The 23,744-nt window shown below is 72.6% G+C and carries 25 protein-coding genes and 1 tRNA gene; 15 read left to right on the top strand and 11 right to left on the bottom strand.

All coding sequences use genetic code 11. From position 1 onward, the window contains the following. Positions 1-30: 30 nt before the first annotated feature. Positions 31-717 carry a histidine phosphatase family protein gene (locus RI578_RS31180; protein WP_310874181.1) on the bottom strand — a complete coding sequence of 229 codons (687 nt, stop codon included), beginning with the start codon at positions 715-717 and terminating at the stop codon, positions 31-33. A 61-nt stretch (positions 718-778) separates the two neighbouring features. Between RI578_RS31180 and corA the strand changes: the two genes are divergently transcribed. Beyond that, complete coding sequence (gene corA, locus RI578_RS31175) at positions 779-1,780, top strand: magnesium/cobalt transporter CorA (protein WP_310874180.1); 1,002 nt, start codon at positions 779-781, stop codon at positions 1,778-1,780. Positions 1,781-1,804: 24 nt separating this feature from the next. Here corA and RI578_RS31170 read toward each other — a convergent pair whose 3' ends face one another. Both RI578_RS31170 and RI578_RS31165 read right to left on the bottom strand, forming a co-directional pair. After that, positions 1,805-2,593 (bottom strand): ferritin-like domain-containing protein, encoded by a 789-nt coding sequence (locus RI578_RS31170; protein WP_310874179.1) that lies wholly within the window; start codon positions 2,591-2,593, stop codon positions 1,805-1,807. A 246-nt stretch (positions 2,594-2,839) separates the two neighbouring features. Further along, entirely contained in the window at positions 2,840-3,895 is a 1,056-nt protein-coding gene (locus RI578_RS31165) for an LLM class F420-dependent oxidoreductase (RefSeq protein ID WP_310874178.1), read from the bottom strand. Positions 3,896-4,007: 112 nt separating this feature from the next. Between RI578_RS31165 and RI578_RS31160 the strand changes: the two genes are divergently transcribed. Then, complete coding sequence (locus RI578_RS31160) at positions 4,008-4,994, top strand: aldo/keto reductase (RefSeq protein WP_310874177.1); 987 nt, start codon at positions 4,008-4,010, stop codon at positions 4,992-4,994. Then, positions 4,991-7,327 (top strand): helix-hairpin-helix domain-containing protein, encoded by a 2,337-nt coding sequence (locus RI578_RS31155; protein ID WP_310874176.1) that lies wholly within the window; start codon positions 4,991-4,993, stop codon positions 7,325-7,327. The genes RI578_RS31160 and RI578_RS31155 overlap by 4 nt, the downstream gene beginning before the upstream one ends. Positions 7,328-7,480: 153 nt before the next feature. Here the strand turns inward: RI578_RS31155 and RI578_RS31150 are convergent, their stop codons facing one another. Then, positions 7,481-8,278 carry a hypothetical protein gene (locus RI578_RS31150; RefSeq protein ID WP_310874175.1) on the bottom strand — a complete coding sequence of 266 codons (798 nt, stop codon included), beginning with the start codon at positions 8,276-8,278 and terminating at the stop codon, positions 7,481-7,483. A 47-nt stretch (positions 8,279-8,325) separates the two neighbouring features. Between RI578_RS31150 and RI578_RS31145 the strand changes: the two genes are divergently transcribed. Beyond that, a complete protein-coding gene (locus RI578_RS31145) occupies positions 8,326-8,514 on the top strand; it encodes a DUF5703 family protein (protein WP_055416095.1) in 189 nt (62 codons plus the stop codon). A gap of 120 nt (positions 8,515-8,634) precedes the next feature. On the opposite strand, the gene RI578_RS31140 is transcribed toward RI578_RS31145, so the two are convergent. From RI578_RS31140 to RI578_RS31130, 3 genes are all read right to left on the bottom strand, one after another. Continuing rightward, on the bottom strand, positions 8,635-9,462 hold the full coding sequence (locus RI578_RS31140) for a chaplin (protein WP_310874174.1): 828 nt from the start codon (positions 9,460-9,462) through the stop codon (positions 8,635-8,637). 178 nt (positions 9,463-9,640) lie between these two features. Further along, on the bottom strand, positions 9,641-9,874 hold the full coding sequence (gene chpH / locus RI578_RS31135) for a chaplin ChpH (RefSeq protein ID WP_121746052.1): 234 nt from the start codon (positions 9,872-9,874) through the stop codon (positions 9,641-9,643). Positions 9,875-10,095: 221 nt separating this feature from the next. Beyond that, complete coding sequence (locus RI578_RS31130) at positions 10,096-11,421, bottom strand: M20/M25/M40 family metallo-hydrolase (protein ID WP_310874173.1); 1,326 nt, start codon at positions 11,419-11,421, stop codon at positions 10,096-10,098. A 149-nt stretch (positions 11,422-11,570) separates the two neighbouring features. Here RI578_RS31130 and RI578_RS31125 point away from each other — a divergent pair. Continuing rightward, a tRNA-Leu gene (locus RI578_RS31125) sits at positions 11,571-11,658 on the top strand. A gap of 72 nt (positions 11,659-11,730) precedes the next feature. After that, positions 11,731-12,105, top strand: coding sequence for a YchJ family metal-binding protein (locus RI578_RS31120; RefSeq protein WP_310874172.1), 375 nt, complete (start codon positions 11,731-11,733; stop codon positions 12,103-12,105). A 17-nt stretch (positions 12,106-12,122) separates the two neighbouring features. On the opposite strand, the gene RI578_RS31115 is transcribed toward RI578_RS31120, so the two are convergent. Continuing rightward, positions 12,123-12,824, bottom strand: coding sequence for a FadR/GntR family transcriptional regulator (locus RI578_RS31115; protein ID WP_310874171.1), 702 nt, complete (start codon positions 12,822-12,824; stop codon positions 12,123-12,125). A gap of 137 nt (positions 12,825-12,961) precedes the next feature. Here RI578_RS31115 and RI578_RS31110 point away from each other — a divergent pair, with 137 nt between their 5' ends. From RI578_RS31110 to RI578_RS31090, 5 genes are all read left to right on the top strand, one after another. Continuing rightward, positions 12,962-13,489: a gluconokinase gene (locus RI578_RS31110; RefSeq protein ID WP_310874170.1), complete on the top strand. Its 528-nt coding sequence runs from the start codon at positions 12,962-12,964 to the stop codon at positions 13,487-13,489. Between the two features lie 88 nt (positions 13,490-13,577). Then, complete coding sequence (locus RI578_RS31105; RefSeq protein WP_310874169.1) at positions 13,578-14,975, top strand: gluconate:H+ symporter; 1,398 nt, start codon at positions 13,578-13,580, stop codon at positions 14,973-14,975. A gap of 34 nt (positions 14,976-15,009) precedes the next feature. After that, positions 15,010-15,771 carry an SDR family oxidoreductase gene (locus RI578_RS31100; protein ID WP_310874168.1) on the top strand — a complete coding sequence of 254 codons (762 nt, stop codon included), beginning with the start codon at positions 15,010-15,012 and terminating at the stop codon, positions 15,769-15,771. Positions 15,772-15,830: 59 nt separating this feature from the next. Next, positions 15,831-16,883 carry an L-idonate 5-dehydrogenase gene (locus RI578_RS31095; RefSeq protein ID WP_310874167.1) on the top strand — a complete coding sequence of 351 codons (1,053 nt, stop codon included), beginning with the start codon at positions 15,831-15,833 and terminating at the stop codon, positions 16,881-16,883. A 92-nt stretch (positions 16,884-16,975) separates the two neighbouring features. Further along, positions 16,976-18,019 carry a hypothetical protein gene (locus tag RI578_RS31090; RefSeq protein ID WP_310874166.1) on the top strand — a complete coding sequence of 348 codons (1,044 nt, stop codon included), beginning with the start codon at positions 16,976-16,978 and terminating at the stop codon, positions 18,017-18,019. Between the two features lie 3 nt (positions 18,020-18,022). On the opposite strand, the gene RI578_RS31085 is transcribed toward RI578_RS31090, so the two are convergent. Continuing rightward, on the bottom strand, positions 18,023-19,561 hold the full coding sequence (locus RI578_RS31085; RefSeq protein WP_310874165.1) for an APC family permease: 1,539 nt from the start codon (positions 19,559-19,561) through the stop codon (positions 18,023-18,025). Positions 19,562-19,594: 33 nt separating this feature from the next. Next, positions 19,595-20,545, bottom strand: coding sequence for a hypothetical protein (locus RI578_RS31080; protein ID WP_310874164.1), 951 nt, complete (start codon positions 20,543-20,545; stop codon positions 19,595-19,597). A 216-nt stretch (positions 20,546-20,761) separates the two neighbouring features. On the opposite strand from RI578_RS31080, the gene RI578_RS31075 reads away from it, so the two are divergent. The 3 genes from RI578_RS31075 to RI578_RS31065 all read left to right on the top strand — a co-directional run bounded on the left by RI578_RS31075 (position 20,762) and on the right by RI578_RS31065 (position 22,395). Continuing rightward, a complete protein-coding gene (locus tag RI578_RS31075; RefSeq protein ID WP_310874163.1) occupies positions 20,762-21,271 on the top strand; it encodes an NUDIX domain-containing protein in 510 nt (169 codons plus the stop codon). 375 nt (positions 21,272-21,646) lie between these two features. After that, positions 21,647-22,039, top strand: coding sequence for a DUF202 domain-containing protein (locus tag RI578_RS31070; protein WP_310874162.1), 393 nt, complete (start codon positions 21,647-21,649; stop codon positions 22,037-22,039). 2 nt (positions 22,040-22,041) lie between these two features. Beyond that, positions 22,042-22,395, top strand: a complete 354-nt coding sequence (locus tag RI578_RS31065) for a DUF202 domain-containing protein (protein ID WP_310874161.1) — start codon at positions 22,042-22,044, stop codon at positions 22,393-22,395. A gap of 35 nt (positions 22,396-22,430) precedes the next feature. Here RI578_RS31065 and RI578_RS31060 read toward each other — a convergent pair whose 3' ends face one another. Continuing rightward, complete coding sequence (locus tag RI578_RS31060) at positions 22,431-23,363, bottom strand: NADP-dependent oxidoreductase (protein ID WP_310874160.1); 933 nt, start codon at positions 23,361-23,363, stop codon at positions 22,431-22,433. 72 nt (positions 23,364-23,435) lie between these two features. On the opposite strand from RI578_RS31060, the gene RI578_RS31055 reads away from it, so the two are divergent. Continuing rightward, on the top strand, positions 23,436-23,738 hold the full coding sequence (locus tag RI578_RS31055; RefSeq protein WP_310874159.1) for a hypothetical protein: 303 nt from the start codon (positions 23,436-23,438) through the stop codon (positions 23,736-23,738). Positions 23,739-23,744: the final 6 nt, after the last annotated feature.

The following is a 23,744-nucleotide window of genomic DNA, read 5'->3' as shown; positions in this document are numbered from 1 at the left end:
GCAACCGCTTCACCCTACTGCGGCCGACGATCACGGTGCGCCCGCACCACCACCGACGGGGGCCTGGTCGCCAGGGGGCTCCTCGTGCGGGGCCAGGGAGGCGAAGTCACCGGTGTCGCCGAGGCGGACGAGGAACGGGCGCAGCCGGGTGTAGCGGATCGCGGTGACGGAACAGGGCTCGACGGAGATCCGCTGGAAGAGGTCGAGATGGAGGCCGAGTGCCTCCGCGACGAGGGACTTGATGATGTCGCCGTGGGAGCACATGAGGTAGACGGCGTCGGCGCCATGGTCGCGCTCCACGCGCGCGTTCCACTCGCGCACCGCCTCGGCGGCTCGGGTCTGCATCGCGCGCATCGACTCGCCGCCGGGAAACGCCGCGGCGGAGGGGTGCGCCTGCACCACCTCCATCAGGGGCTCGTCCTTGAGCTCGGCGAGCTTGCGGCCGGACCAGTCGCCGTAGTGGCACTCCCCGATCCGTTCGTCGGTGTGCGCCTTCAGCCCGGGCCGGGCGTCGAGCAGTGGGCGGATCGTCTCCTGGCAGCGCTGCAGCGGGCTGGCGACGATCTCTGAGAGGGGCAGGGCGGCGAGCCGGCCGGGCAGCGCGGCGGCCTGCGCGGCCCCGCGTTCGTCGAGGGCGACGCCGGGCGTCCAGCCGGCGAGCAGCCCCTCGGTGTTGGCGGTGGAACGTCCGTGCCTAACCAGGATCAGCGTGGGCATGCGGCCAGGGTAGGCGTACGGCGCGGTGCGAGGGCGCCGGGGCGAAGGGAGAATGCGTTCGGTGATCGTCGACTGTGCCATCTACCGGGACGGGCACCGCACGGACGGACCCGAGGACTTCTCCGACGCGCTCGGCGAGGCGCGGACCGCGGGCGGCTTCGTCTGGATCGGGCTGCACGAACCGACGGAGGACGAGTTCGACCTGGTCACCCAGGAGTTCGGGCTGCATCCGCTGGCGGTGGAGGACGCCCTGAAGGCCCACCAGCGGCCCAAGCTGGAGGTGTACGAGGACTCGCTCTTCGCCGTCCTCAAGCCGGTGGTGTACGAGCCGGAGAGCGACGCCGTCTCCACCGACGAGCTCATGATCTTCCTGGGCGACGCCTTCGTGGTCGTCGTCCGGCACGGCGAGGGCGCCCCGCTGAAGACCGTACGGCAGCGACTGGAGCACGAGCCCGAGCTGCTCGGCAAGGGGCCCACCGCGGTGCTGTACGCGATAGCGGACGCCGCCGTCGACCACTACCTGGACGTCGCCGTCGAGCTGCAGAACGACCTGGAGGAGCTGGAGGCCGAGGTCTTCTCCCCGGACGGCGGCGGCTCGCGGCACACCGCGTCCCGGATCTACACCTTCAAGCGGCAGGTACTGGAGTTCCGCCGGGCGACGGGCCCGCTGGCGCCGCCGCTGGCCCGGCTGGCGGGGACGGGGACGGGGGCGTTCGGCGCCGGGGTGCCGTTCGTGAACGAGAAGGCGCGGCCGTTCTTCCGCGACGTGAGCGACCACCTCACGCGCGTGAACGAGTCGGTGGAGGGCCTGGACCGGCTGGTCTCGGACATCCTGTCGGCACACCTGGCGCAGACGAGCGTCCGGCAGAACGACGACATGCGGAAGATCTCCGCGTGGGCGGCCATGGCGGCGGTCCCCACGATGCTCGCGGGGGTCTACGGCATGAACTTCGACCACATGCCGGAGCTGCACTGGGAGTGGGGCTACCCGGCGGTGATCGTGCTGATGGCCGCTCTGGAGGTGCTGCTGTTCCGGCTGTTCAAGCGCCGGGGCTGGCTGTAGGGCCAGGTGGCCCGCGGTCGGCCGTCAGGCGACCTCCGGGGCCGCGGCGGCGGGACCGCCCAGCGCGTCGCGCCGTTCGGGTGTCCGCAGCGTCACCATGCGGTGCCAGCCGGCCAGCCGCTCGTAGGCGTACATCGCGTGGATGCCCGCCGCGAGCATCGCCGACCTGGTGCGCGGCCAGCCGAGGAGGCGCCCCATACGGTCCATCACCGCGAGGCTGACGTCCCGGTGGACGCGGATCTCGGCGAGCGCGCACTCGCGCAGCGTCCGCTGGATGTACCGGCCGTGTCCGGCGGCGGCGAAGCGCAGCAGCTCCTCGTGGGAGTAGGCGAGGTGGTTGTCCTCGTCGGCCGAGATCATCCGGACGGCCCGGCCCAGGTCGGGGTGGTCCGCGAAGTACTTGAGGAGCATCGCCATCTGCTCGGCCGCGCGCTGCTCGGTGACCCTGCTGTGCGCGAGGTAGGTGATGATGTCCCGTTCCGTGAGGGGCGCGTCGGCCTTGAGCTTCTCGTGGGCGAGGCCGATGCCGTGCCGCTCCAGGAGCATGGTGTAGTCGGTCTCGGGGGGCACCGCGACGGGTTCGAGGCCGCGCTTCTTCAGCAGGGCGTGGAAGATCCGTCCGTGCTTGTCCTCGTCCGCGCCGTGCCGGGTGATCTTCGGGGCGAGCGCGCGCTCGCTCTCCGGTACGAGCGCCGCGATGCGCGCGTTCTCCCAGCCGCCCTGCGACTCGCCGCTGGCCGCGATGGAGCAGAAAAGACGGAACGACTCGTCGTTGTCGAGGATCTCCTGGAACAGACTCTTGGCCGAAAGCATCGGTGGCACCTCTCTGCCTCTGCAAGGTGGCGCAGGTTCCGCAGACTCCGCAAAGACCGAGTCAAGTGCGGGAGATGAGGGGCGGCAACAGGTACGGGCGGCAACTCAGCCAAAAGAAGGACGGCCGGGAGCGCGAGGAGGCGTAACCACACGCGCGTGGGCGCGTTGTTATCCGTGACGGCCGTGGCGGGGAAGACCCCCGAGCCCCCACCACGGCCGCAGAAACCCACCGACGGACCTGGCTCCCTACGCGAGTCCGGCCCGCTCCAGGGCCTCCGTGCCGGCGCGGAGCGCGGCGAGCCGCTCGTCCAGGGTGAAGCCCGCGGGCGCGAGGGTCAGCGTGGTGACGCCGGCGGCGGCGTAGGCCTTCATCCGGTCCGCGATGCGGTCCACGGAACCGAGCAGCGTCGTCTGGTCGATCAGGTCGTGCGGGACGGCCGCGCCGGCACCCTGCTTGTCGCCGGACAGGTACTTTTCCTGGATATCGGCGGCCTCCGCCTCGTAGCCCATGCGCTGGGCGAGCTGGTTGTAGAAGTTCTGCTTGCGGCTGCCCATGCCGCCGACGTAGAGCGCGGTGTAGGGCCGGAAGGTGTCGGCGAGCGTCGTGACGTCCTTGTCGTCGCCGAGGGCCAGCGGCAGGGTCGGGCAGACGTCGAAGCCGTCGAGGGTCTTGCCCGCCTTCTCGCGCCCGGCGCGCAGGTGCCGGATCGCGGTGTCCTCCAGGTGGTCGGCGGACGGAAAGATGAGCAGGGCGCCGTCGGCGATCTCGCCGGTCTGCTCCAGGTTCTTCGGGCCGATCGCGGCGATGTACAGCGGGATGTGCTCGCGCTGCGGGTGCACGGTCAGCTTGATCGGCTTGCCGGGGCCGCCGGGCAGCGGCAGCGTCCAGTGCTGCCCCTCGTACGACAGCCGCTCCCGCGTCATCGCCTTGCGCACGATCTCGACGTACTCGCGCGTGCGGGCCAGCGGCTTGTCGAACTCGACGCCGTACCAGCCCTCGGAGACCTGCGGTCCGGAGACGCCGAGGCCGAGGCGGAAGCGGCCCTTGGAGAGGGAGTCCAGGGTGGCGGCCGTCATCGCGGTCATCGCGGGCTGGCGGGCCGGGATCTGGAAGATGGCCGAGCCCACGTCGATGCGCTCGGTCTGGGCGGCGACCCAGGTGAGCACGGTGGCCGCGTCGGAGCCGTAGGCCTCGGCGGCCCAGCAGACGGCGTAGCCGAGCCGGTCGGCCTCCTGGGCGACGGCCAGGTTGTCCGCGTCCATTCCGGCACCCCAGTAGCCGAGGTTGATCCCGAGCTGCATGGCCGATTCCCCTTACTGATGAGTAACGTTTTCTGGGCCCCGACCTTAGCGCGGGAATTCGGTTGTCCACAGGCCCCCACAGCGCAAGCCGTGGCCAGTAATGTCGGCGTTCATGGAGCAGAGGCATCTCGGCCGCACCGGCCTGCGCGTGTCCCGCATCGGTCTCGGCACCCTGACCTGGGGCCGGGACACCGACGAGCACGACGCCGCGGACCTCCTGAAAACCTTCTGGGAAGCGGGCGGGACCCTCGTCGACACCGCGGACGTGTACGGCGACGGGGAGTCCGAGTATCTGCTCGGGCGGCTCATGGAGGGCCTGGTTCCGCGTCGGGACCTGGTGATCTCCACGAAGGCCGGCAGCGTGCCGGATCCCGACCGCCGCTTCGACGGTTCGCGCGCCCACCTGCTCTCCGCGCTGGACGCCTCGCTGGCCCGTCTCGGCACGGACCACGTCGACGTGTGGCACCTGCACGCCTTCGACCCGCACACGCCGCTGGAGGAGACGCTGCACGCCCTCGACGTGGCGGTGAGCAGCGGACGCGCCCGGTACGCGGGAGTGTCCAACTTCTGCGGCTGGCAGCTGGCCAAGGCGGCGACCTGGCAGCTGGCGGCACCGGGCGTGCGGAACCGGCTGGCGAGCACGCAGATGGAGTACTCGCTGCTCCAGCGGGGCATCGAGCGCGAGGTGCTGCCGGCCGCCCTGGACCTGGGCATCGGTCTGCTCCCCTCCTCGCCGCTGGGCCGCGGGGTCCTCACCGGCAAGTACCGCAAGGACGCGACGCCGTCGGACTCGCGCGGCGCCTCGGAGCATCTGGCCCCGTTCGTCGCGCCCTACCTCGACGACACGGCCGGTCACATCGTGGACGCGGTGGCGACGGCGGCGGACGGGCTCGCGGTGACGCCGCTCCAGGTGGCGCTGGCCTGGGTCCGGGACCGGCCCGGCGTGGTCGCCCCGATCGTCGGCGCGCGCAACGCGCAGCAGCTCACGGCGGCGTTGTCAGTGGAGACCCTTAGTCTTCCTGACGAGATCTGCCGGGCTCTCGACGACGTGTCGACGCCCGTGCACCGCTATCCCGATCACGACTGGAGCACGCTGTGAGCACGGAGCCCGAGCCCGTCTCTGAGGACACCGCGGACGCCGTGGACGCCGGGCCGGAGACCCCGGGCACCGCGGACGGGGCCGAGCCGGACGCCGCCGGGGGCGAGGTACCGGCCGACGGGACCGAGGTGCCGGCCGACGGCCGGGCTCCCGACGCCGAGGCTGCTGCCGGGGAGGCCGGCGACGCGGGGGACGAGATGCCCGCCGGGCAGCCGGGTGGTGAGAGCGCGGACGGCGGCGGCGCGGCGGCTCAGGTCTCCGAGGCCGAGGCCGAGCTGGCCGCTCAGCGGCTCGTGCGGGAGCGGATCGAGCGGCGGAAGGCCGAGAAGCAGGCCCCGATCGACGCCGGGACCAAACTCAGCGGCACGGCGGCCGATCTGCTCGCCGCGGTGAGGGCCGTGGAGAGCGGCGAGAAGCCGGCGGCCACGGTCTTCGGCGACCCCGAGCCCGCCCCGCGCCGTCCCGCCCCGGAACCGGTACGGCAGCCTCGGCCGGCGCCGGCCGAGGCGACCGCCGGGCCCGCTGGACCCGCGCCGGAGACCGTCCAGTCCGTGCGGGGCGTACTGGCCGAGGGCGGCGCCCCCGAGACGCTCGCACCGCAGACCGCCGCGCTCCTCGGTGAGGGCGCGGAGGAGGCGCTGCGCGCCGACCCCTGGCAGCTGCTCCGGGTCGGCGGAGTGCGGCCGGAGCAGGCCGACGGCTTCGCCCGGGCGCTGCTGGGCGCGGCGTGCGGCCCGGACGACGAGCGGCGCGGCCGCGCGGTCACGGTGTGGCTGCTGGAGCAGGCCGCCCTGGCCGGGCACACGGCCCTGGAGCTGCCCCGGCTCACGGCCACGCTGGCCCAGCGCGGCGTGCCGGACCCCGACGCCGCCGTGCAGAGCACACTCGCGGAGGGCGAGGCGCTGGCCTTCCAGGACGCCCTGGAGGAGACCGGTGTCCGCCAGGACGACACCGCGGGCGGGGCGGAGGGGACGGACGAGGACGAGGAGCGTCCGGTCCGGGTCCTGGTCGGTCTGGAGCGGTACGCGCTCGCCGAGGAGAGCCTCGCCGACGGCCTGGCCCGGCTGGCCAACTCGGCGCCGAAGCAGGACGGTTCCGCGGCGGACTGGGAGCGCGCCGCCGCCTCCGCGCAGGGGTCCGCCGCCGACCTGATCCGCGCCGTCGCGGACCACGGGCTGGTCCTGCACACCGGCGGGGAGGCGTCCCTGGCCGAACCGGCGGCCCTGCTGCACGCCGCGCACGCCTTGGGCCTGCGCGCCTGGGCCGCCGCACCCGGACCACTCGGCCGTGACCGCTTCGCCGCCCTGCTGGGCGACCCGTCGTCCGCGCCACAGCCTCCTGCCCCCACCGCCCCGGACGTCTCCGTCCCCGCCGGTCCCGCCGTCGTCACCCTGGCCGGGTTGCTGGCCGGGGCCGAGGGGCCGGGGCGGGACGCGGACGGTGCGCTGGACCTCGATCTGCTGGTCGTGCTCGACGCGCCGCAGCTGGACGTCGAGGCGGGCGCCCTGCTGGCGGAGTCGCTGCCGGACGGGGCGCGGCTGGTGCTGGCCGGGGACCCGGCGGTGCTGGGGTCCGTGGGGCCCGGGCGGGTCTTCGCGGATCTGCTGGCGGCGCGCGTCTGCCCCCAGACCGCCTCCCGGCGCCCGGACCCGGGCCCGCTCGGGGAGCTGGTCTCCGGCATCGGCATCGGAGAGCTGGGCCAGGTGGAGGCGCCCGGCAAGGAGGTCGTGATCGTGCCGGTGCGGGACGCGGGCGAGGCCGTGCACCGCACCGTCCAGCTCGTCGCGGACTCGGTTCCGCGTGCGATCGGCGTCCCCACCGAGGAGACCCAGGTGATCACGCCGGGCCACGGCGGCGCGGCGGGCACCCGGGTCCTCAACGCCGCATTGAAGGAGCGGCTGAACCCGGGCCCCGGCCGCTTCGGCGGCTTCGACCCCGGGGACCGTGTCGCCTACTCCCCCGTGCCGGGCCGTACGCTGCCGGGCCGGGTGGTGAAGGCCGACGCCGACGGGCTGCACCTGTCGTGCGCGGGCGAGGCCGTCGTCGTACCGAAGGAGCGGGTGGAGCAGTCCGTACGGCACGGATGGGCGCTGACCGCGCACCAGGCGGTGGGCGGCCGTTGGCCGGCGGTGGTCGTGGTCCTGCCCGGCGATGCCGCGCAGGCCCTCAGCCGCCCCTGGATCTACACGGCGTTCGGCCGGGCCGCCCGCCACCTGTCCGTGGTGCACGGCGTGGAGCAGGCGCTGCCCCGTGCCGTGGCCGAGGTCCCGGCGAAGCCGCGCACGACCCGTCTGCCGGTGCTGCTCGCGCCGCAGGTGCCGGTGGACGGCTGATCCCGGGAGCACACCGGGCCGCGTAAGCCCGGACACCTCGCCCAGGCCGCCCTGCCGGACCGGCCTGGGCGAATGCGACGGCGGCGGTCACGGGGACAATCCCCGTGACCGCCGCCGTCGTGCCGTTCAGCGACCCGCCGCTCAGCGGCCCGCCTACAGCCGCGCCCGCTCACCGTCCTCGTCACGGTCGTCGGCCTCGTCCCCGTGCGGGTCGAGGTCCTCGTCCGCGTCCAGATCCTCGTCCGTGTCCAGATCCTCGTCCAGATCCGTGTCGAGGTCCTCCTCCAGCTCCCGCACGCCACCGCCACCGGCCGCGTCGTCCTCGTCGTCATCGAGGCCGTCGTCGAACTCGTCGTCGAACACCGCGCTGACGTCGAAGCGGCAGACCACCCGTTGCGGGTCGGCCTGTTCGAAGGGGGCCTCCAGCCACTCGCCGGGTTCGGCGGCCTCGTCCGCGGCCGTCACCCAGAGCGTGGAGTCGCCCTCCTCCAGGCCGAACTCCTTGTGTCGGGAGGCGATCTCGTCCGGCTCGAACTCGCCGAACAGGAGGCCGAGCGCCCCGTGAACCGTGCCGGAGGCCTCGATGCCCGCCCCCTCGTCGTCCGCCGCCTCGATCCGCCGGGCCTGGGCCATCAGCCGCTGCGGCTCGGCCACGGCGTAGTCACGTCGGATCAGGACGCTCAGCGCGCTGGGCTCCTCGGGGCCCGTGTACGGCGGCATCGAGTCGTCCGCGCCGGGGATCTCGAAGGGGGTGACCTCGTCGTAACGGTCGTAGAGCAGTTCGTCGTACGCCTCCGCGGCCGCGGCCAGCTGGTTGAACGCGTCGTAGACGGTCGGGTCGTCCTCCCCCGACCGGCGTTCGACCGCGGCCAGGTGGCGGTCGAGCGCGGTCTTGACCGCCTCGGCGGCGGCGCGTACCTCGGCAGCGGTGGGCTGCGCAGCATCAGACATAGTGCAGACGCTATCCGTACCGGGCACCAGCCCGCACAATAGATGCGATGCCGGAATACGAATTTGTCGACGTGTACCTGCCGCGCGGGGTTTCCCGCAAGGAGACGACACGTCTGCTGACCGACCACGCCGAGTACGGACACTGGGAGTTGTACCGCCTGAGCCTGCTGCGCGACGGCAGCCGCAAGGTGCGGCTGCGGCGGCGGATCATCCGCCAGGTACGGGCGACCTGGTGAGCCGGTACCTGGTGAGCCGGTGACCGGGCTCGACCACGCGCGAGTGACGGAACCGGAGACGGAACGGGCCCCGCCGGTGCGGGGCCCGCTGTACGTGCCGGTCGCCCGGCCCGAGCGGCGTCACGCCGAGGCGCGCGCCTTGCGGTAGAGCACCGTGCCCGCGAGCAGCGCGCCCGCGCCCACCGGCAGGGCGAGGCCCAGAGGCAGGTCGCTGCCGGTCTCGGCGAGTTGCGCGTCGCCCTGCGGCTGGGCGACGGTCCGGGTGCCCGGCTGGTTGACGTGCGAGGAGCCCCCCGGCGTCTCGTCGCCCGAGTCGGGCGGGCTGCCCGGAGTGCCGGGCTCCCCCGGGTCTCCGGGGTCGCCCGGGTCTCCGGGGTTGCCCGGGTCTCCAGGGTCGCCCGGGTCTCCAGGGTCGCCCGGCTCCCCGGGGTCGCCCGGGTCCCCGGGCGGCGTCTCGTGGCCATCGCCGGGCGGCGTCGAGTGATCCCCGCCACCGCCGTTGCCACAGTCGTTGCCGGTGGTCGGGTTGAGGGCGCCGACGACGTCGACGCTGTTGCCGCAGACGTTCACCGGCACATGGATCGGCGCCTGCACGTGGTTGCCGGAGCCGACGCCGGGTGAGTCGGTGGCGTGCCCGCCGGCGTGCGAGCCCCCGTGCGAGCCGCCCTGCCCCTCGGAGTCGCCGTAACCGCCGGACGCGCCGCCGCTCTGGTTGGCGCACGAGTTGCCCATCGCCGGGTTGAGGACACCGATGACGTCGACCGTGTTGCCGCAGACGTTCACCGGCACGTGCACCGGTGCCTGCACCGTGTTGCCGGACAGTACGCCGGGCGAACCCGAACTCGAGCCGTGCGCCCCCGAGTCCGCGTGGGCGGTGCCGCCCGCGGCGGCGATCACGCCGGTGGCGGCCGCCATCGTCATCAGGCCCTTGCGGGTGACCTGTCGCATTTCCTGAATCCCTGCCTTGCCCTAGTCCCGCTAGTACCGAGAATGCCGAGAACGCCGGGAATTCCGACGTCGCCGTCGTTCCCCGCCCTCGAAGGGCTCCAAAGGCCGCCGGCCCCGGAGCGCGTGGCGCGCGCTCCGGGGCCGGCGGACTCAGACCCTCACAGGGCGAGGCACAACGTCACTTGTTGATGCAGACGTTGCCGAAGGCGGGGTTCAGCAGACCGATCACGGAGACCGTGTTGCCGCAGACGTTCACCGGGACGTGCACGGGCACCTGAACGACGTTGCCGGAAAGGACGCCGGGCGAGTGCACGGCGGCACCCTGGGCACCGGAGTCGGCGACGGCCATGCCCGCGCCCGCGAGAACCAGACCGCCGGTGGCAGCCGCGGCGGCGACGACCTTCTTGAACATTATTCCTCCTAGTTGGCAAACGCGATCCCAGCTTGCTGATCGCATCACCTGTAACGAGGAGGAACTAATGAGGCTACGAGCTTATGAGCGCATTCACTCTTCCCGGTCGACTCCCGCACGTGCGGCCGAATACCGTCGCGTGCGGAAGTCACGTTTCATCGGGCGAATCCGGACGTGTCGGCGAATCAGGGCCCGTCGATGAATCAGGACGCGTCGATGAATCAGGACCCGTCGATGAAGCGGTCGAGCACCCGCACGCCGAACTGCAGCCCTTCCACCGGCACCCGCTCGTCCACTCCGTGGAACATGCCCGCGAAGTCCAGCTCCGGCGGCAGCTTGAGCGGCGCGAAGCCGAAGCAGCGGATGCCGAGGTCGTCGAAGGACTTGGCGTCGGTGCCGCCGGAGAGCATGTAGGGCACCGCGCGCGCGATCGGGTCCTCGGCGCGCAGGGCGGTCTGCATGGCGTCGACGAGCCGGCCGTCGAAGTCGGTCTCCAGCGCCTTGTCGGCGTGCACGTCCTCGCGCCGCACGCGCGGGCCGAGGATGCGGTCGAGGTCGGCGAGGAACTCCTCCTCGTAGCCGGGCAGGAAGCGTCCGTCGACGTGCGCGGTGGCCTGGCCGGGGATGACGTTGACCTTGTAGCCGGCACCGAGCTGGGTGGGCGCCGCCGAGTTGCGCAGGGTCGTGCCGATCATCCGGGCGATGCCGCCGAGCTTGGCGAGGGTCTCCTCCATGTTCTCGGGGTCGAGTTCGGTGCCGAGCGCGTCGGACAGCTCGTCCAGGAAGGCCCGTACGGTCTTGGTGACCCTGACCGGCCACTTGTGCCGGCCGAGCCGGGCCACGGCCTCGCACAGCTCGGTGATCGCGTTGTCGTCGTTGGTCATCGAGCCGTGCCCGGCCGTGCCGTCGACGGTGAGCCGCATCCAGTGCATGCCCTTCTCGGCGGTCTCGACGAGGTAGAGCCGCAGCTTCTCGTTGACCGTGAAGGAGAACCCGCCGACCTCGCCGATCGCCTCGCTGACACCCTCGAACAGCTCGGGGTGCTTGCGCACCAGGTGCTTGGCGCCGTACGTCCCGCCGGCCTCCTCGTCCGCGAGGAACGCCAGCACGATGTCGCGCGGAGGCTTGCGCCCGCTGCGCAGCCGGTCGCGGACGACCGCGAGGGTCATCGCGTCCATGTCCTTCATATCGACCGCGCCGCGCCCCCACACGCACCCGTCCGCGATCTCGCCGGAGAAGGGGTGGTGGGTCCAGTCGTCCGCGTTGGCCGGGACGACGTCGGTGTGGCCGTGGATGAGGAGCGCGGGCCGGGACGGGTCCTCGCCCTCGATCCGGGCCACCGTGGAGGCGCGTCCGGGGTGGGACTCGAAGATCCGTGGTTCGAGTCCGACCTCGGCGAGCTTCTCGGCGACGTACTCGGCCGCCTTGCGCTCGCCCGGACCCGAGTGGTCGCCGTAGTTGCTGGTGTCGATCCGGATCAGCTCGCGGCAGAGGTCGACGACCTCGTCCTCGCCGGTGACGCTCCTGGCCGTGCCCGAGTCGCTCACGTGGTTCCTCCCGCTGTCACTGCTGGTGGGTCCCCCTCATCCTCCTCCCCGGACCGTCCGGGCCCAAGGAGGGGGTGATCGGCCATCCCGGAAAGCCTGGTAATGTTTACGTCGTCGCCGCGGGCAACAGCCCGCACGACAGACACCTTGTCCGGGTGGCGGAATGGCAGACGCGCTAGCTTGAGGTGCTAGTGCCCTTTATCGGGCGTGGGGGTTCAAGTCCCCCCTCGGACACCAGTCGAGACCCCTGCCGCGGCAGGGGTCTTCTGCTTTTCCGGGGCGTGTCCCGGACCGGGCACAATGGCCGCCATGACCACGCCTTCCTGCCCGTGCGGGCTGTCCGGGCCGTACGAGAAGTGCTGCGGCCGCTTCCACGCGGGAGCCGCCTCCGCGCCGACCGCCGAGGCCCTGATGCGTTCGCGCTACAGCGCCTTCGTGCGCCTGGACGGGGGCTACCTGCTGCGGACGTGGCACCCGAGGACGCGTCCCGAGCGCCTCGACCTCGACCCGGGAATGCGGTGGACCGGTCTGGAGATCCTGGGCACGAGCGACGGGTCCGCCTTCCACTCCACCGGGACCGTGACCTTCCGGGCGTCCTACCGCGGTGGCTCGCTGCACGAGCGGAGCCGGTTCGAGCGCGTCGACGGGGCGTGGGTGTACGTCGACGGGGAGTTCCTGGCGTAGATCCGCCCGGCATGGCTTCAGGGCGCCAGGATGTCCAGTTCCTGCAGCGCCCCGACGGTGATCTCCCGGGTCAGCCGCTCGGCGCGCTCGGCGTCCCGGGCCCGCACCGCCTCGGCGACCTGGACGTGCAGGGTGACGGCGGCCGGGTCGGGATCCTCGAACATCACGTCGTGGTGGGTGCGCCCGGCCAGGACCTCGGCGACGACGCCGCCGAGGCGGGCGAACATCTCGTTGCCGGAGGCGGTCAGGATGACGCGGTGGAAGGCCACGTCGTGGAAGAGGTACGCCTCCAGTTTGTGGCCGCGCGAGTTGGCGACCATGCCGAGCGCGCACTCGGTCAGCTCGGCGCACTGCTCGGACGTGGCGTGCCGTGCCGCCAGGCCCGCCGCCACCGGTTCGACGGCCGAGCGCAGCACGGTCAAGGAGCGCAGCTGCCGCGGGCGTTCGGAGCCGGCCAGGCGCCAGCGGATGACCTGCGGGTCGTAGACGTTCCACTCGCACTCGGGCAGGACGGTGACGCCGACGCGGCGGCGCGACTCGACCAGGTGCATGGACTCCAGCACTCGCACGGCCTCCCGCATCACGGAACGCGACACCTCGAAACGCTGTGCCAGCTCGTCCGTGCGCAGAACGCTGCCCGCAGGGTACTCGCCCGCTGTGATCGCGGGGCCGAGGGTGTCCAGTACGCGGCCGTGCAGCCCTCGGCCCGGTGTGCTCATGCACTCAGCGTACGGGGCAGATCACGGGAACAAAAAGTCAGACTTATATGTCACAGACTCTTGAATTCGTCGTACCTAATGGGTTTCAGTTACGTCGACATCACGTGTCGACGAAGACAGCAGACAGCGAGAGTGCGATGCAGCGACTGCACACCCCCCATGTCGTCGTGGTCATGGGCGTAGCGGGCACCGGTAAGACCACCATCGGCCCCCTGCTCGCGGCCCGGCTCGGCGTTCCCTACGCCGAGGGCGACGACTTCCACCCGCCGGCCAACATCGCCAAGATGACGGCCGGCACCCCGCTCACCGACGAGGACCGTTGGCCCTGGCTGGACGCCATCGGCGACTGGGCGCACGGGCGGGCGGGGCTCGGCGGGGTGGTGAGCAGTTCGGCGCTGAAGCGGTCGTACCGCGACCGGCTGCGGGCCGGCGCTCCCGGTGTCGTCTTCGTACACCTCACGGGCAGCCGCGAGCTGATCGAGGAGCGGATGTCGGGGCGGCAGGGGCACTTCATGCCGACGGCCCTGCTCGACTCCCAGTTCGCCACGCTCCAGCCCCTGGAGCCGGACGAGGCGGGAGTCGCGGTGGACGTCGCCGGCACCCCGGAGGAGATCGCCGAACGGGCGATGAACGCCCTGACGGACCTTCCCGAGCCGACCCAGTAACCCCCCACGCCCTCCCCCGGGGTCGTGCCGCCATGCGCGGACACGGCCCCGACCTCCCCCGAATCCCCATCACCGCAAGGGAACCACCGTGACCAGACTCAGCGTCGAGATGCTGGCAGCGGACACCGTCGAGCCGATCACCTCGGCCGGCCATGCCCAGCTGGGCATCGCCGTGCTCCTGGGCATCGCCGTCATCGTCCTGCTGATCACCAAGTTCAAGCTGCATGCCTTCCTGTCGCTGACCATCGGGTCACTGGCGCTCGGCGCGTTCGCCGGGGCGCCGCTGGACAAGGTCATCACCAGCTTCACCGCCGGGCTCGGCTCCACCGTCGCGGGTGTCGGCGTGCTGATCGCCCTCGGCGCGATCCTCGGCAAGATGCTCGCCGACTCCGGCGGCGCCGACCAGATCGTGGACACCATCCTCGCCAAGGCCAGCCCGCGTTCGATGCCGTGGACGATGGTGCTGATCGCCTCCGTCATCGGACTGCCGCTGTTCTTCGAGGTCGGCATCGTCCTGCTGATCCCGGTCGTCCTGATGGTCGCCAAGCGCGGCAACTACTCCCTGATGCGCATCGGCATCCCGGCGCTGGCCGGTCTGTCCGTGATGCACGGTCTGGTCCCGCCGCACCCCGGCCCGCTGGTCGCGATCGACGCGGTCGGCGCCAACCTCGGTGTGACGCTCGCGCTGGGTGTCCTGATCGCCATCCCGACGGTGATCATCGCCGGTCCGCTGTTCTCGAAGTACGCGGCCCGCTGGGTGGACGTCCCGGCCCCCGACCGCATGATCCCGCAGCGCGCCTCGGAGGAGCTGGAGAAGCGCCCCGGCTTCGGCGCGACCCTGGCCACGATCCTGCTGCCGGTCGTGCTGATGCTGGCCAAGGCGCTCGTCGACATCATCGTCGACGACCCGGAGAACCTGGTGCAGCGCACCTTCGACGTGATCGGCAACCCGCTGATCGCCCTGCTCGCCTCCGTGATCGTCGGCATCTTCACGCTGCTGCGTCCGGCCGGCTTCGGCAAGGAGCGCCTCTCGGGCCTGGTCGAGAAGGGGCTCGCGCCCATCGCGGGCATCCTGCTGATCGTCGGCGCGGGCGGCGGCTTCAAGCAGACGCTGATCGACTCCGGCGTGGGCCAGATGATCCTGGAGATCTCCGAGGACTGGTCGATCCCGGCCCTGCTGCTGGCCTGGCTGATCGCGGTGGCGATCCGGCTGGCGACGGGTTCGGCGACCGTGGCGACCGTCTCGGCGGCCGGTCTGGTCGCGCCGCTGGCGGCCGACATGTCGACGACGCACGCGGCCCTGCTGGTCCTGGCCATCGGCGCCGGTTCGCTCTTCTTCAGCCACGTCAACGACGCCGGTTTCTGGCTGGTGAAGGAGTACTTCGGCCTGAACGTCGGCCAGACCATCAAGACCTGGTCCGTCATGGAGACGATCATCTCGGTGGTCGCGGGCGCTCTCGTCCTGCTCCTGTCACTGGTCATATAGCCGCACGACCCAACGGTCATCCAGGAGTACGACGATGACGGCTCACCCCCTCTTCGACATCGGCGGGCGCACGGCCCTGGTGACCGGTTCCAGCCGGGGCATCGGGCTGGCCCTCGCCCGGGGCCTGGCGGAGGCCGGCTGCCGGGTGGTCCTCAACGGACGCGACGGCGACCGCCTCACCAAGGCCGCCGCCGGCCTCCCCGGCGACGTCCACACGGCCGTGTTCGACGTGACCGACGGTCCGTCCGTGGCGGCCGGGATCGCGGAGGTCGAGGAGCGGGTGGGCCCGCTCGACATCCTGGTCAACAACGCCGGCATGCAACTCCGGGCGCCCCTGCTGGAGTTCGCCGACGCCGACTGGCACCGCATCCTGGACACCAATCTCACCAGCGCCTTCCTGGTCGGCCGGGAGGCGGCGCGCCGGATGACGGAACGCGGCCACGGCAAGATCGTCAACATCTGCTCGCTGCAGAGCGAGGTGGTCCGTCCGGGCATCGCGCCCTACGCGGCCACCAAGGGCGCGCTGAAGATGCTCACCAAGGGCATGTGCGCGGACTGGGGCCCGTACGGCGTCCAGGTCAACGGTCTCGGTCCCGGCTACATCGAGACCGAGCTGACCCGGCCCCTCGTCGAGGACGAGGAGTTCGGCGCCTGGGTCCGCCGGCGCACTCCGGCCGGCCGCTGGGGCCGTACGGAGGACCTGGTGGGCGGGCTGCTGTTCCTCGCCTCGCCCGCCGCGGACTTCGTCGGCGGACAGATCCTGTACGTCGACGGCGGCATGACGAGCGTCCTGTGAACCCCGCACGCGACTCGCTTGCCCCACTCGCCCCACTCGCCCCCGAGGAGGCGGCTTCGATGCTCGGCTGTGTCATCCACGGCGCCGGCGATCTGCGCGTCGAGGAACTGCCGGTCCCCCGCCCCGGCCCCGGCGAGGCGCTGGTCGCCGTCCGCTACGGCGGCGTGTGCGGCTCCGACCTGCACTACTGGCGGCACGGCGGGGTCGGCGACTTCCGCCTGAAGGAGCCGATGCTGCTGGGGCACGAGGTGGTCGGAACAGTCGTGGCATACGGCTCCCCGGACACGGACACGGACGCGCCGGGCCCGGCCGCCGGTACGGCCGTCGCCGTGCACCCGGCGACCCCGTGCGAGGTGTGCCCGGAGTGCGCGGACGGGCGGCGCAACGTCTGCCGGGACACCCGCTACCTGGGCAGCGCTGCCCGCGTCCCGCACGTCCAGGGCGGTTTCGCGGCGCGGATCGTCGTCCCAGCCGAACAGCTGCGCCCCCTGCCCGCCGGCCTCGACCCGCGCCGGGCCGCCCTCGCGGAGCCCCTCTCCGTCGCGCTGCACGCCGTACGCCGGGCCGGGGACCTGACCGGCCGGCACCTGCTGGTCACCGGCGCCGGGCCGATCGGCTGCCTGGTGGTCGCGGCGGCGAAGGCGGCGGGCGCGGCGCACGTGACGGTGACGGACCTGCTGCCCGCCGCCCTGGAGTACGCGCGTGCCGCCGGCGCCGACACCCTCGTACGGGCCGACGCCCCCGAAGACGCCGGGTGGCCGGCCGGGGTGGACACGGCGATCGAGGCCTCGGGGGTGGCCGCGGGGCTGGACACCTGCCTGCGACTGGTCCGGCGCGGCGGTGTCGTCGTGCAGCTCGGCATGCTGCCGCCGGGGCAGAGCCCCTTCGCCGGGAACCTGGTGGTGAGCCGGGAGATCGAGCTGCGCGGAGCGTTCCGCTTCGACGACGAGTTCGACGAGGCGCTGGAACTGCTCGCGGCCGAGCCCGCGTTCGACGCGCTGGTCAGCACGGTGGTGCCGGTCCAGGACGCGGAGTCGGCGTTCGTGCTGGCCGCGGACCGGGGCCGGTCCTGCAAGGTGCTGCTGGACTTCGGCGCGGCCTCCGGCTCCTGAGCCACTCCCCCGGTACTTCCCTGGCGGAGGGCGCACCCGGATGATGGGAGACTCCCGGTGCGCGTCCGGGGGCGGTCACGTCGGGGGGCGTCATGGGGGTTTCGCTCGGCACGCGGGTCGCGGGTCTGTGCCTCGCCGGGACGGTGGCGGTGGTCGCGGCCTCCTGTGTCGCCGGTGAAGCCGGACCACCCAGTGGTGGCCGGGACGTGAGCGTGGCGGGCGGGCTGTCGAACGGCGGCCCGGACGGTACGCCGCGCAGAGCGGCCGAATCCTCCGAGCCCGCCCCTTCCTGGCGCCCCGACGGCAGCGGCGGCCCGGTGGGCGCACCGGCACCCGACCGTCCGTCACAGCCACCACCGCCCACCCTCGCCACCCCGACGCCCACGCCCCGCTCGGACCGACCGGCGAAGGACGAGGGCGCACCGCCTCCCACCGCCCCCGCCTGGCTCCCGCCCGGCCCCGCCTCCCCCGACACGGACGCCGTACCGGACCCGGCCGGCCTCTACGACCGGCTCCGCACGCCCGCCACCGGCTGCGCGGACGTCCTGCGCACGATCCCGTCGCTGCCCCCGACCGACGACCGGCGGTTGCTGCGCGGTCTGGCCAACGGCTGCCTGGCGGTGCAGGGCCGGGGCGGCAGCTGGGAGACGGCGGCCCGCGACCACGCGGAGCTGGCGGGACGCCCGGACGGCTGCAAGGGCCGCGCCGCCTATGCCGTACTCACCGGCCTGCTGCAGTTCCACGAACAACATCCCGGCGCCACGGTGCGGCTCGGGAGCGCACCGGACGGTGCCCCGGCGTGCGCGTACGGGATCGCCGCGGTGGACGCGGGACCCGACGGAACCGCCCGGCCCGGCGAGGTGATCCTGATCGAGCTGCGCGGCACGTACTTCGACCACGCCGAGCTGCTCCGCGACGGCGGCGTGTCCGTCGACGGGGTGAGCGTGCCGGGCCCCTTCACCCCACTCCCCGGGTCACGGCCCGACCACCTGCGCCTCACCGTCACGCTTCCGCCCTTGTCCGCCGCCCCCGGAACGCCGGTCGACGTGCGCGTCCGGTACGGCGGTACGGAGGTGGCCCGGGAGGGCGCCTTCACGCTCGCCGCCCCGGATCTCACACCCTCGGCGTCCCCGTGAGGGTCAGGAGGACGCCGCCTTGTCCAGCTGGAACGCCTCGTTGCCCTGGCCGATGCGGGCGTGCCGCTCGGGTGCGCGGGAGCGCAGGACGAGGCCCTGGACGAGGCCCGCGATCGCGGCGAGGCCGATGATGCCGGGCAGCATCCAGCTCAGGGAGGAGTCGGGGCCCGCGCCGACCAGGACGTCGAAGTCCTTGACCGTGTAACCGGCGATCACCACGAGGGCCACGCCCGCGACGGTGGAGGTGGCCAGCCGCACGCCCTGGGTGCCGGCGGCGCCACGGCGGACGAAGAAGGCGACGACGGAGAACGAGGCCGCGGCCATCAGCACGATCACGCCGAGGGCGCCGATGTTGCCGCCCCAGGTGAACAGGTGCAGCACGGGCTGGGTCGGGTCGCCGTTCGGCTTGTCGTCGGCGATCGCGAAGCCGATGACCACGACCGCGGACACGGCGGTCTGGAGCAGCGAGCCGGTGCCCGGGGCGCCGCTGGAGCCGCTGGTCCGCCCGAAGGCGGCGGGCAGCAGCCCCTCCCGCCCCATGGCGAAGGCGTACCGGGCGACGACGTTGTGGAAGCTGAGCAGAGCGGCGAACATGCCGGTCACGAAGAGCACGTGCAGAACGTCGGTGAAGGTACCGCCCAGCCGGTCCTCGGTGAGGAAGAACAGGAGCCCGGCGCTCTGCTCCTGCGCGGTGCCGACGATCTTGTCGGGTCCGGTGGCGACGGTCAGGGCCCAGCTGCTGAGCGCGAAGAAGACCGCGACCCCGCCCACCGCGAGGAACATGACACGCGGCACGAGCACGTGCGGCCGGCTGGTCTCCTCGGCGTACACGGGCGCCTGCTCGAAGCCGAGGAAGGCGGCGATGCAGAAGCACAGCGCGGTCCCCACGCCCGCTCCCGTCAGGGTGTCGGGGTTGAAGGCGTGCAGCGACAGCCCCTGCGCTCCCGGATCGGCGACGGCGGCGATGTCGAACACGACCACGAGCGCGACCTCGATGAGCAGCAGAACACCCAGCACGCGCGCGTTGACGTCGATCTTCAGCCAGCCCAGCGTGCCGACCGCGAGCACGGCCAGCAGCGCCGGTATCCACCAGGCGACCTCCAGGTCGGCGTAGGTGGCCAGGAGCCCGGAGACCTCGAAGCCGAAGATGCCGTAGATGCCGACCTGGAGTGCGTTGTAGGCGACCAGCGCGACCATGGCGGCGCTCGCGCCGGCGGTGCCGCCGAGTCCGCGGGAGATGTACGCGTAGAAGGCCCCAGCGTTGTGGACGTGCCGGCTCATCTCGGCGTACCCGATGCTGAACAGGATCAGCACCACGCCCAGCAGCACGAAGAGCAGCGGCTGCCCGACGATGCCCATCACCGCGAACGTGGTGGGCATGACCCCGGCGACCACCATCAGCGGGGCGGTGGCGGCCAGCACGGAGAGAAGCAGGCCCCCGGTACCGAGCCGGTCGGCGCGCAGCGCCCGCTCCTGCCCCTTGAAGGTGCTGATGGCGCCACCGCTCGCGGATCTGCTCCTGCTCGAACTGCCCGTGGTCATCGGAGGACGTCCTTCTCTCGTTCGTCGGGGGTGTCAGGCCGTGCCGAGCGCACTCGCGCGGGCGGCTCGGAAGGCGGCGTACGGGTCGCGGTCCGGGTACGACCAGGGGGCGGGCGTGACATGTTCGCCGATGCGGTGGAACAGGGCGGCGGCCTCGGCGCCGCGGCCCTCGCAGTATTTGGCGTGGGCGAGGAAGTTGAGGTCGATCAGCCGGCGCGGGTGGCCGTCCTGCTCCCACTCCAGCCACCAGTCGAAGGCCGCCTTCATCACCAGCCGGGCACGGCGGCCGACCCAGTGGCCACAGGCGTTCGGGTCGGCGGACTCGTGGCCGGCGGCGGCGAGCACGCGGTAGCGCTCGGCGTGCGCGACGACCGGGAGGATGGCCAGCGGGGAGTCGGCGGGGGCCTGCTCGGCCGCCCAGTTGGCGAAGTCGTACACCTCGTGCAGCGGGTCGGCACCGCCGTCGCCGCCGCGTTCGGCGAGCCGGGCCACCATCAGGTGATGGGCGTGGTGGTGATCGGCGTATCGCGCCCGCACCGCCTCGAAGACCCGGACGACCTCGTCCACCGCGCCGAGCGAGCGCTCCAGCAGGAGAAGCCCGAGCCAGGGCGTCGGATCGTTCGGGACGAGCGCGGCGGCCTCCCGGCACATCTCCCGGACCCGGGCGGGCTTCTCCTTGCCGCGCAGGGCGCGGTGGACCAGGGCGAGGGCGAGCAGTATCGAGGCGTCGGCGGAATCGGGCTCGGCCAGCAGCCACTCGCGGGCCCAGGGGGCGCTGTAGGGCTCCTTGGCGAGCACGGTCACCCGGTGCCCGCGGCGGTCCCAGTCGTCCCCCGTGTGGACCAGCAGGGAGCGGGCGGACTGCCATCGACCCTGGGCCAACGCGGCACGGGCGGAGGCGAGTTCGGCGTCGTCGAGGGCGTCGTCGAAGGCCTGGGCCGCGCGTTTGCGGCCGCGGCCGAGGGGAGGCGGAGGTGGGGACACCGCGGGAAACTTCCTCACGCGACGCGGTAGGTCGTCGTAGCCGGTCTGCCATGAACTGATCACGCACAGCAAAGCGGCAGCCAACGCTTTCCGTCAAGGCCCGGCATCCCGTTACACGCGTCAACTGACCTGAGACCAAAGGAACTTGCCCCATACCGCCACACCACCCCCTCCCCATTTCCTCGGCGAGGACGTGGCCGCTGCTTGGATGGACGGATGAGCGCTGCTGACGAGATCCTCGACATCGTCGACGAGAACGACCGCGTCACCGGGCAGGCCCGGCGGGGCGACGCGTACGCCCAGGGCTTGCGTCACCGCTGCGTGTTCGTGTTCGCCCGGGATCCGGCCGGACGCGTCTTCGTCCACCGCCGCACGGCGACGAAGCTGGTGTTTCCATCCCTGTACGACATGTTCGTCGGCGGGGTGGTGGGCGCGGGCGAGTCCTACGACGACGCGGCACTGCGGGAGGCGGAGGAGGAACTGGGGGTGACGGGGCTGCCGCGCCCGGAGTTCCTCTTCAAGTTCCTGTACGACGACGGCGCCGGGCGGACCTGGTGGTCGGCGGTGTACGAGGTGCGCTGCGATGGGCCGGTTGCTCCGCAGGTGGAGGAGGTGGCCTGGCACGGGTTCCTCACGGAGACGGAGGTGGAACGGCGCCTCGGGGAGTGGGAGTGGGTGCCGGACGGGTTGGACGCGTATGCGCGGCTGCGGGCTTGGCGGGGGTGACGTGCAGGTCGTGACGGTGCGGGCCGGGGGTGGGTCGCGCGGCCCGGCGCTACGGGGTGCCGCTGCGCCCACCCGTGCCGCCCCAGCGGCACGACTGCCCGCAGCTGGGGGGGCGGCACACGACTGCCCGCAGCTACGCGGGGCTGGACGGAGAGCCGCGTGCGGCGTGGAGGGGCGTGTCGGGGGGTGTTCGCCCGCAGCGGTTGGCGCGTCAACAGACGGCACTTCTGTGGCCGACCGATTCCGCGCCGTTCCGAGGACGGACACCCCCCGGCGCGCCCCGACCCACGACGAAACAGAACGCGCTACCCGAACCCCCACCAAACCCGCGCAGGCCGCCGCAGGCATTCCGTGTCCGCCCGATAGGGTCCCCGCGTGATCGAATTCGTGCGGAACGCCCGGCTCTGGTTCGCGCCCGAGGAGATCCGGCGGGAGGGCAGCACCCCCGACTACCGGTTCTCCCTGGCGAACGAGCGCACCTTCCTCGCCTGGCTGCGCACCGCTCTCGCCCTGATCGGCGGCGGCTTCGCGGTGGACCAGTTCCTGCCCGACCTGCGCTGGGGCTGGCGGGTGGGCCTCGCGCTGGCGCTGCTCGCGGCCGGCGTGTTGTGTTCGCTGCGCGCGGTGAACCACTGGGTGCGCTGCGAACGGGCCATGCGCCGCGGCGACGACCTCCCCGTCTCCCGCTTCCCGGCCCTGCTCAGCCTGGTCGTCGCCGTGGTCGCCGTGGCGATGGTCCTCGTGGTCCTCGTCGGATGGGAGGGCTGAGCATGAGCGCCGCCCCGGACCCGGACGCCGACCCGGCCGACCCGGCCGACCCAGGCCGTGACCCCGGACTCCAGCCCGAACGCACAAGACTCGCCTGGCGCCGCACGACCCTGTCCGGCACCGTCGTGGCCGTACTCGCCGCGAAGACCGCACTGCACGGCGGCGCGACCCCCGCCACGATCGTCGCGGGCACCCTGTGCTGCGCTCTCTGGCTTACTTTCCTGCGCATCGCCCACGGCCGCATCCGCACCCTGGCCTCGACGAACAGACCCCGCGCCCTGACCCCTCCGTACGCCACGGCGGCCACCCTGTGCACGGTGGCACTGGCGGTGTGCGGCGCGTTCCTCGTCTTCTAGACCCGGTGAACGCCCCCCCCGCGCCCCGCGCCCCGCTACTCCCACCCCACCGTCACCACGATCTTCCCCCGAGTCCGCCCCTCCTGGTTCAACCGATGCGCGTCCGCCGCCCGCTCCAACGGAAACGCCTCCGACACGTGCACGCTCACGACCCCCTGCTCCGCCAGCTCACTCAACCGCAGCAGATCCGCCGCGTCGGGACGCACGAAGAGGTACCGCCCGCCGTACTCGACGACGTCCGCGTCGGCGATCGACACGAGGCGCCCCTCGGTGGCGAGCAGGTTCGCCGAGACCGTCAGCGTCTCGCCGCCGACCGTGTCGAACACCGCGTCCACACCCTCGGGCGCCAGCCCCCGCACCCGTTCGGCCAGCCCCTCCCCGTACGAAACCGGCTCCGCGCCCAGCCCTCGCACGAAGTCATGGTTGCGCTCGCTCGCCGTACCGATGACCCGCGCCCCGAGATGCCGCCCGAGTTGCACGGCGATCGAGCCGACCCCGCCCGCGGCCGCGTGCACGAGGACGGTCTCGCCCCGCTTCACCTCCAGCGCCTTCACCAGCACCTGGTACGCGGTCAGCCCGGTCAGCGGCAGTCCGGCCGCCTCCTCGTAGGTGAGGTTGCGCGGCTTGCGCGCGAGGGTGCGCACGGGCGCCGCGACGTACTCGGCGAAGGTCCCCCGGGACAGGAAGTCCTCACGGACGTAGCCGATGACCTCGTCCCCGACGGCGTACTCCGTGACGGAGGCCCCGGGCCGCACGACGACCCCCGAGACGTCCCACCCGGGAATCACGGGGAAGACGGGCTGGAGGATGGCGTCGAGATGGCCGTCGCGGCACTTCCAGTCGACGGGATTGACGGCGGCGGCCCGCACCTTCACGAGCACCGAGTCGGGCCCGACCCGCGGATCCGGGACGTCCCCGTACTCCAGAGTCTCGGGACCGCCGTACCGTGCGTAACTGATCGCCTTCATGGCTCCGACCCTCCGGGGTACCCGGACACCACGCAAGCTGAATGTCCGGATATGCACCGATAAGGTGAGGCCATGACCACTCTCCACCAGGAACACCCCGCCCAGGACCACGCTCATGACCACGGCCCGGACTGCGGCCACACAGAGGTGCCCCACGGCGACCACGTCGACTACGCGCACGACGGGCACCTGCACCGGCAGCACAGCGGCCACTGGGACGAGTGCGAGCCCTCCGGGCACACCACGCACGAGAGCCACGACCACCGGCACGGCGAAGGCTGCGGACACGCGGGCGTCCCCCACGGCGACCACGTCGACTACCTGCACGACGGCCACCGCCACGCCGCCCACGACGGCCACTGGGACGACCACTGACAACGG

This window comes from Streptomyces sp. BB1-1-1, assembly GCF_031597775.1.
GTDB classification, from domain to species: domain Bacteria; phylum Actinomycetota; class Actinomycetes; order Streptomycetales; family Streptomycetaceae; genus Streptomyces; species Streptomyces thinghirensis.
The sequence above is the reverse complement of the archived record's forward strand: the minus strand, read 5'-3'. Positions and strand labels throughout refer to the sequence as shown.

Excerpts from the sequence above, each read along its gene's own strand:
- RI578_RS31145 (WP_055416095.1), top strand. The coding sequence starts at position 8,326 with ATGCCGGAATACGAATTTGTCGACGTGTACCTGCCGCGCGGGGTTTCC.
- RI578_RS31120 (WP_310874172.1), top strand. The coding sequence starts at position 11,731 with ATGACCACGCCTTCCTGCCCGTGCGGGCTGTCCGGGCCGTACGAGAAG.
- RI578_RS31180 (WP_310874181.1), bottom strand. The coding sequence starts at position 717 with ATGCCCACGCTGATCCTGGTTAGGCACGGACGTTCCACCGCCAACACC.
- RI578_RS31090 (WP_310874166.1), top strand. The coding sequence starts at position 16,976 with ATGGGGGTTTCGCTCGGCACGCGGGTCGCGGGTCTGTGCCTCGCCGGG.
- RI578_RS31150 (WP_310874175.1), bottom strand. The coding sequence starts at position 8,278 with ATGTCTGATGCTGCGCAGCCCACCGCTGCCGAGGTACGCGCCGCCGCC.
- RI578_RS31055 (WP_310874159.1), top strand. The coding sequence starts at position 23,436 with ATGACCACTCTCCACCAGGAACACCCCGCCCAGGACCACGCTCATGAC.
- RI578_RS31170 (WP_310874179.1), bottom strand. The coding sequence starts at position 2,593 with ATGCTTTCGGCCAAGAGTCTGTTCCAGGAGATCCTCGACAACGACGAG.
- RI578_RS31160 (WP_310874177.1), top strand. The coding sequence starts at position 4,008 with ATGGAGCAGAGGCATCTCGGCCGCACCGGCCTGCGCGTGTCCCGCATC.
- RI578_RS31075 (WP_310874163.1), top strand. The coding sequence starts at position 20,762 with ATGAGCGCTGCTGACGAGATCCTCGACATCGTCGACGAGAACGACCGC.
- chpH (WP_121746052.1), bottom strand. The coding sequence starts at position 9,874 with ATGTTCAAGAAGGTCGTCGCCGCCGCGGCTGCCACCGGCGGTCTGGTT.
- RI578_RS31110 (WP_310874170.1), top strand. The coding sequence starts at position 12,962 with ATGCAGCGACTGCACACCCCCCATGTCGTCGTGGTCATGGGCGTAGCG.
- RI578_RS31115 (WP_310874171.1), bottom strand. The coding sequence starts at position 12,824 with ATGAGCACACCGGGCCGAGGGCTGCACGGCCGCGTACTGGACACCCTC.
- RI578_RS31165 (WP_310874178.1), bottom strand. The coding sequence starts at position 3,895 with ATGCAGCTCGGGATCAACCTCGGCTACTGGGGTGCCGGAATGGACGCG.
- RI578_RS31060 (WP_310874160.1), bottom strand. The coding sequence starts at position 23,363 with ATGAAGGCGATCAGTTACGCACGGTACGGCGGTCCCGAGACTCTGGAG.
- RI578_RS31095 (WP_310874167.1), top strand. The coding sequence starts at position 15,831 with ATGCTCGGCTGTGTCATCCACGGCGCCGGCGATCTGCGCGTCGAGGAA.
- RI578_RS31065 (WP_310874161.1), top strand. The coding sequence starts at position 22,042 with ATGAGCGCCGCCCCGGACCCGGACGCCGACCCGGCCGACCCGGCCGAC.
- RI578_RS31100 (WP_310874168.1), top strand. The coding sequence starts at position 15,010 with ATGACGGCTCACCCCCTCTTCGACATCGGCGGGCGCACGGCCCTGGTG.
- RI578_RS31085 (WP_310874165.1), bottom strand. The coding sequence starts at position 19,561 with ATGACCACGGGCAGTTCGAGCAGGAGCAGATCCGCGAGCGGTGGCGCC.
- RI578_RS31140 (WP_310874174.1), bottom strand. The coding sequence starts at position 9,462 with ATGCGACAGGTCACCCGCAAGGGCCTGATGACGATGGCGGCCGCCACC.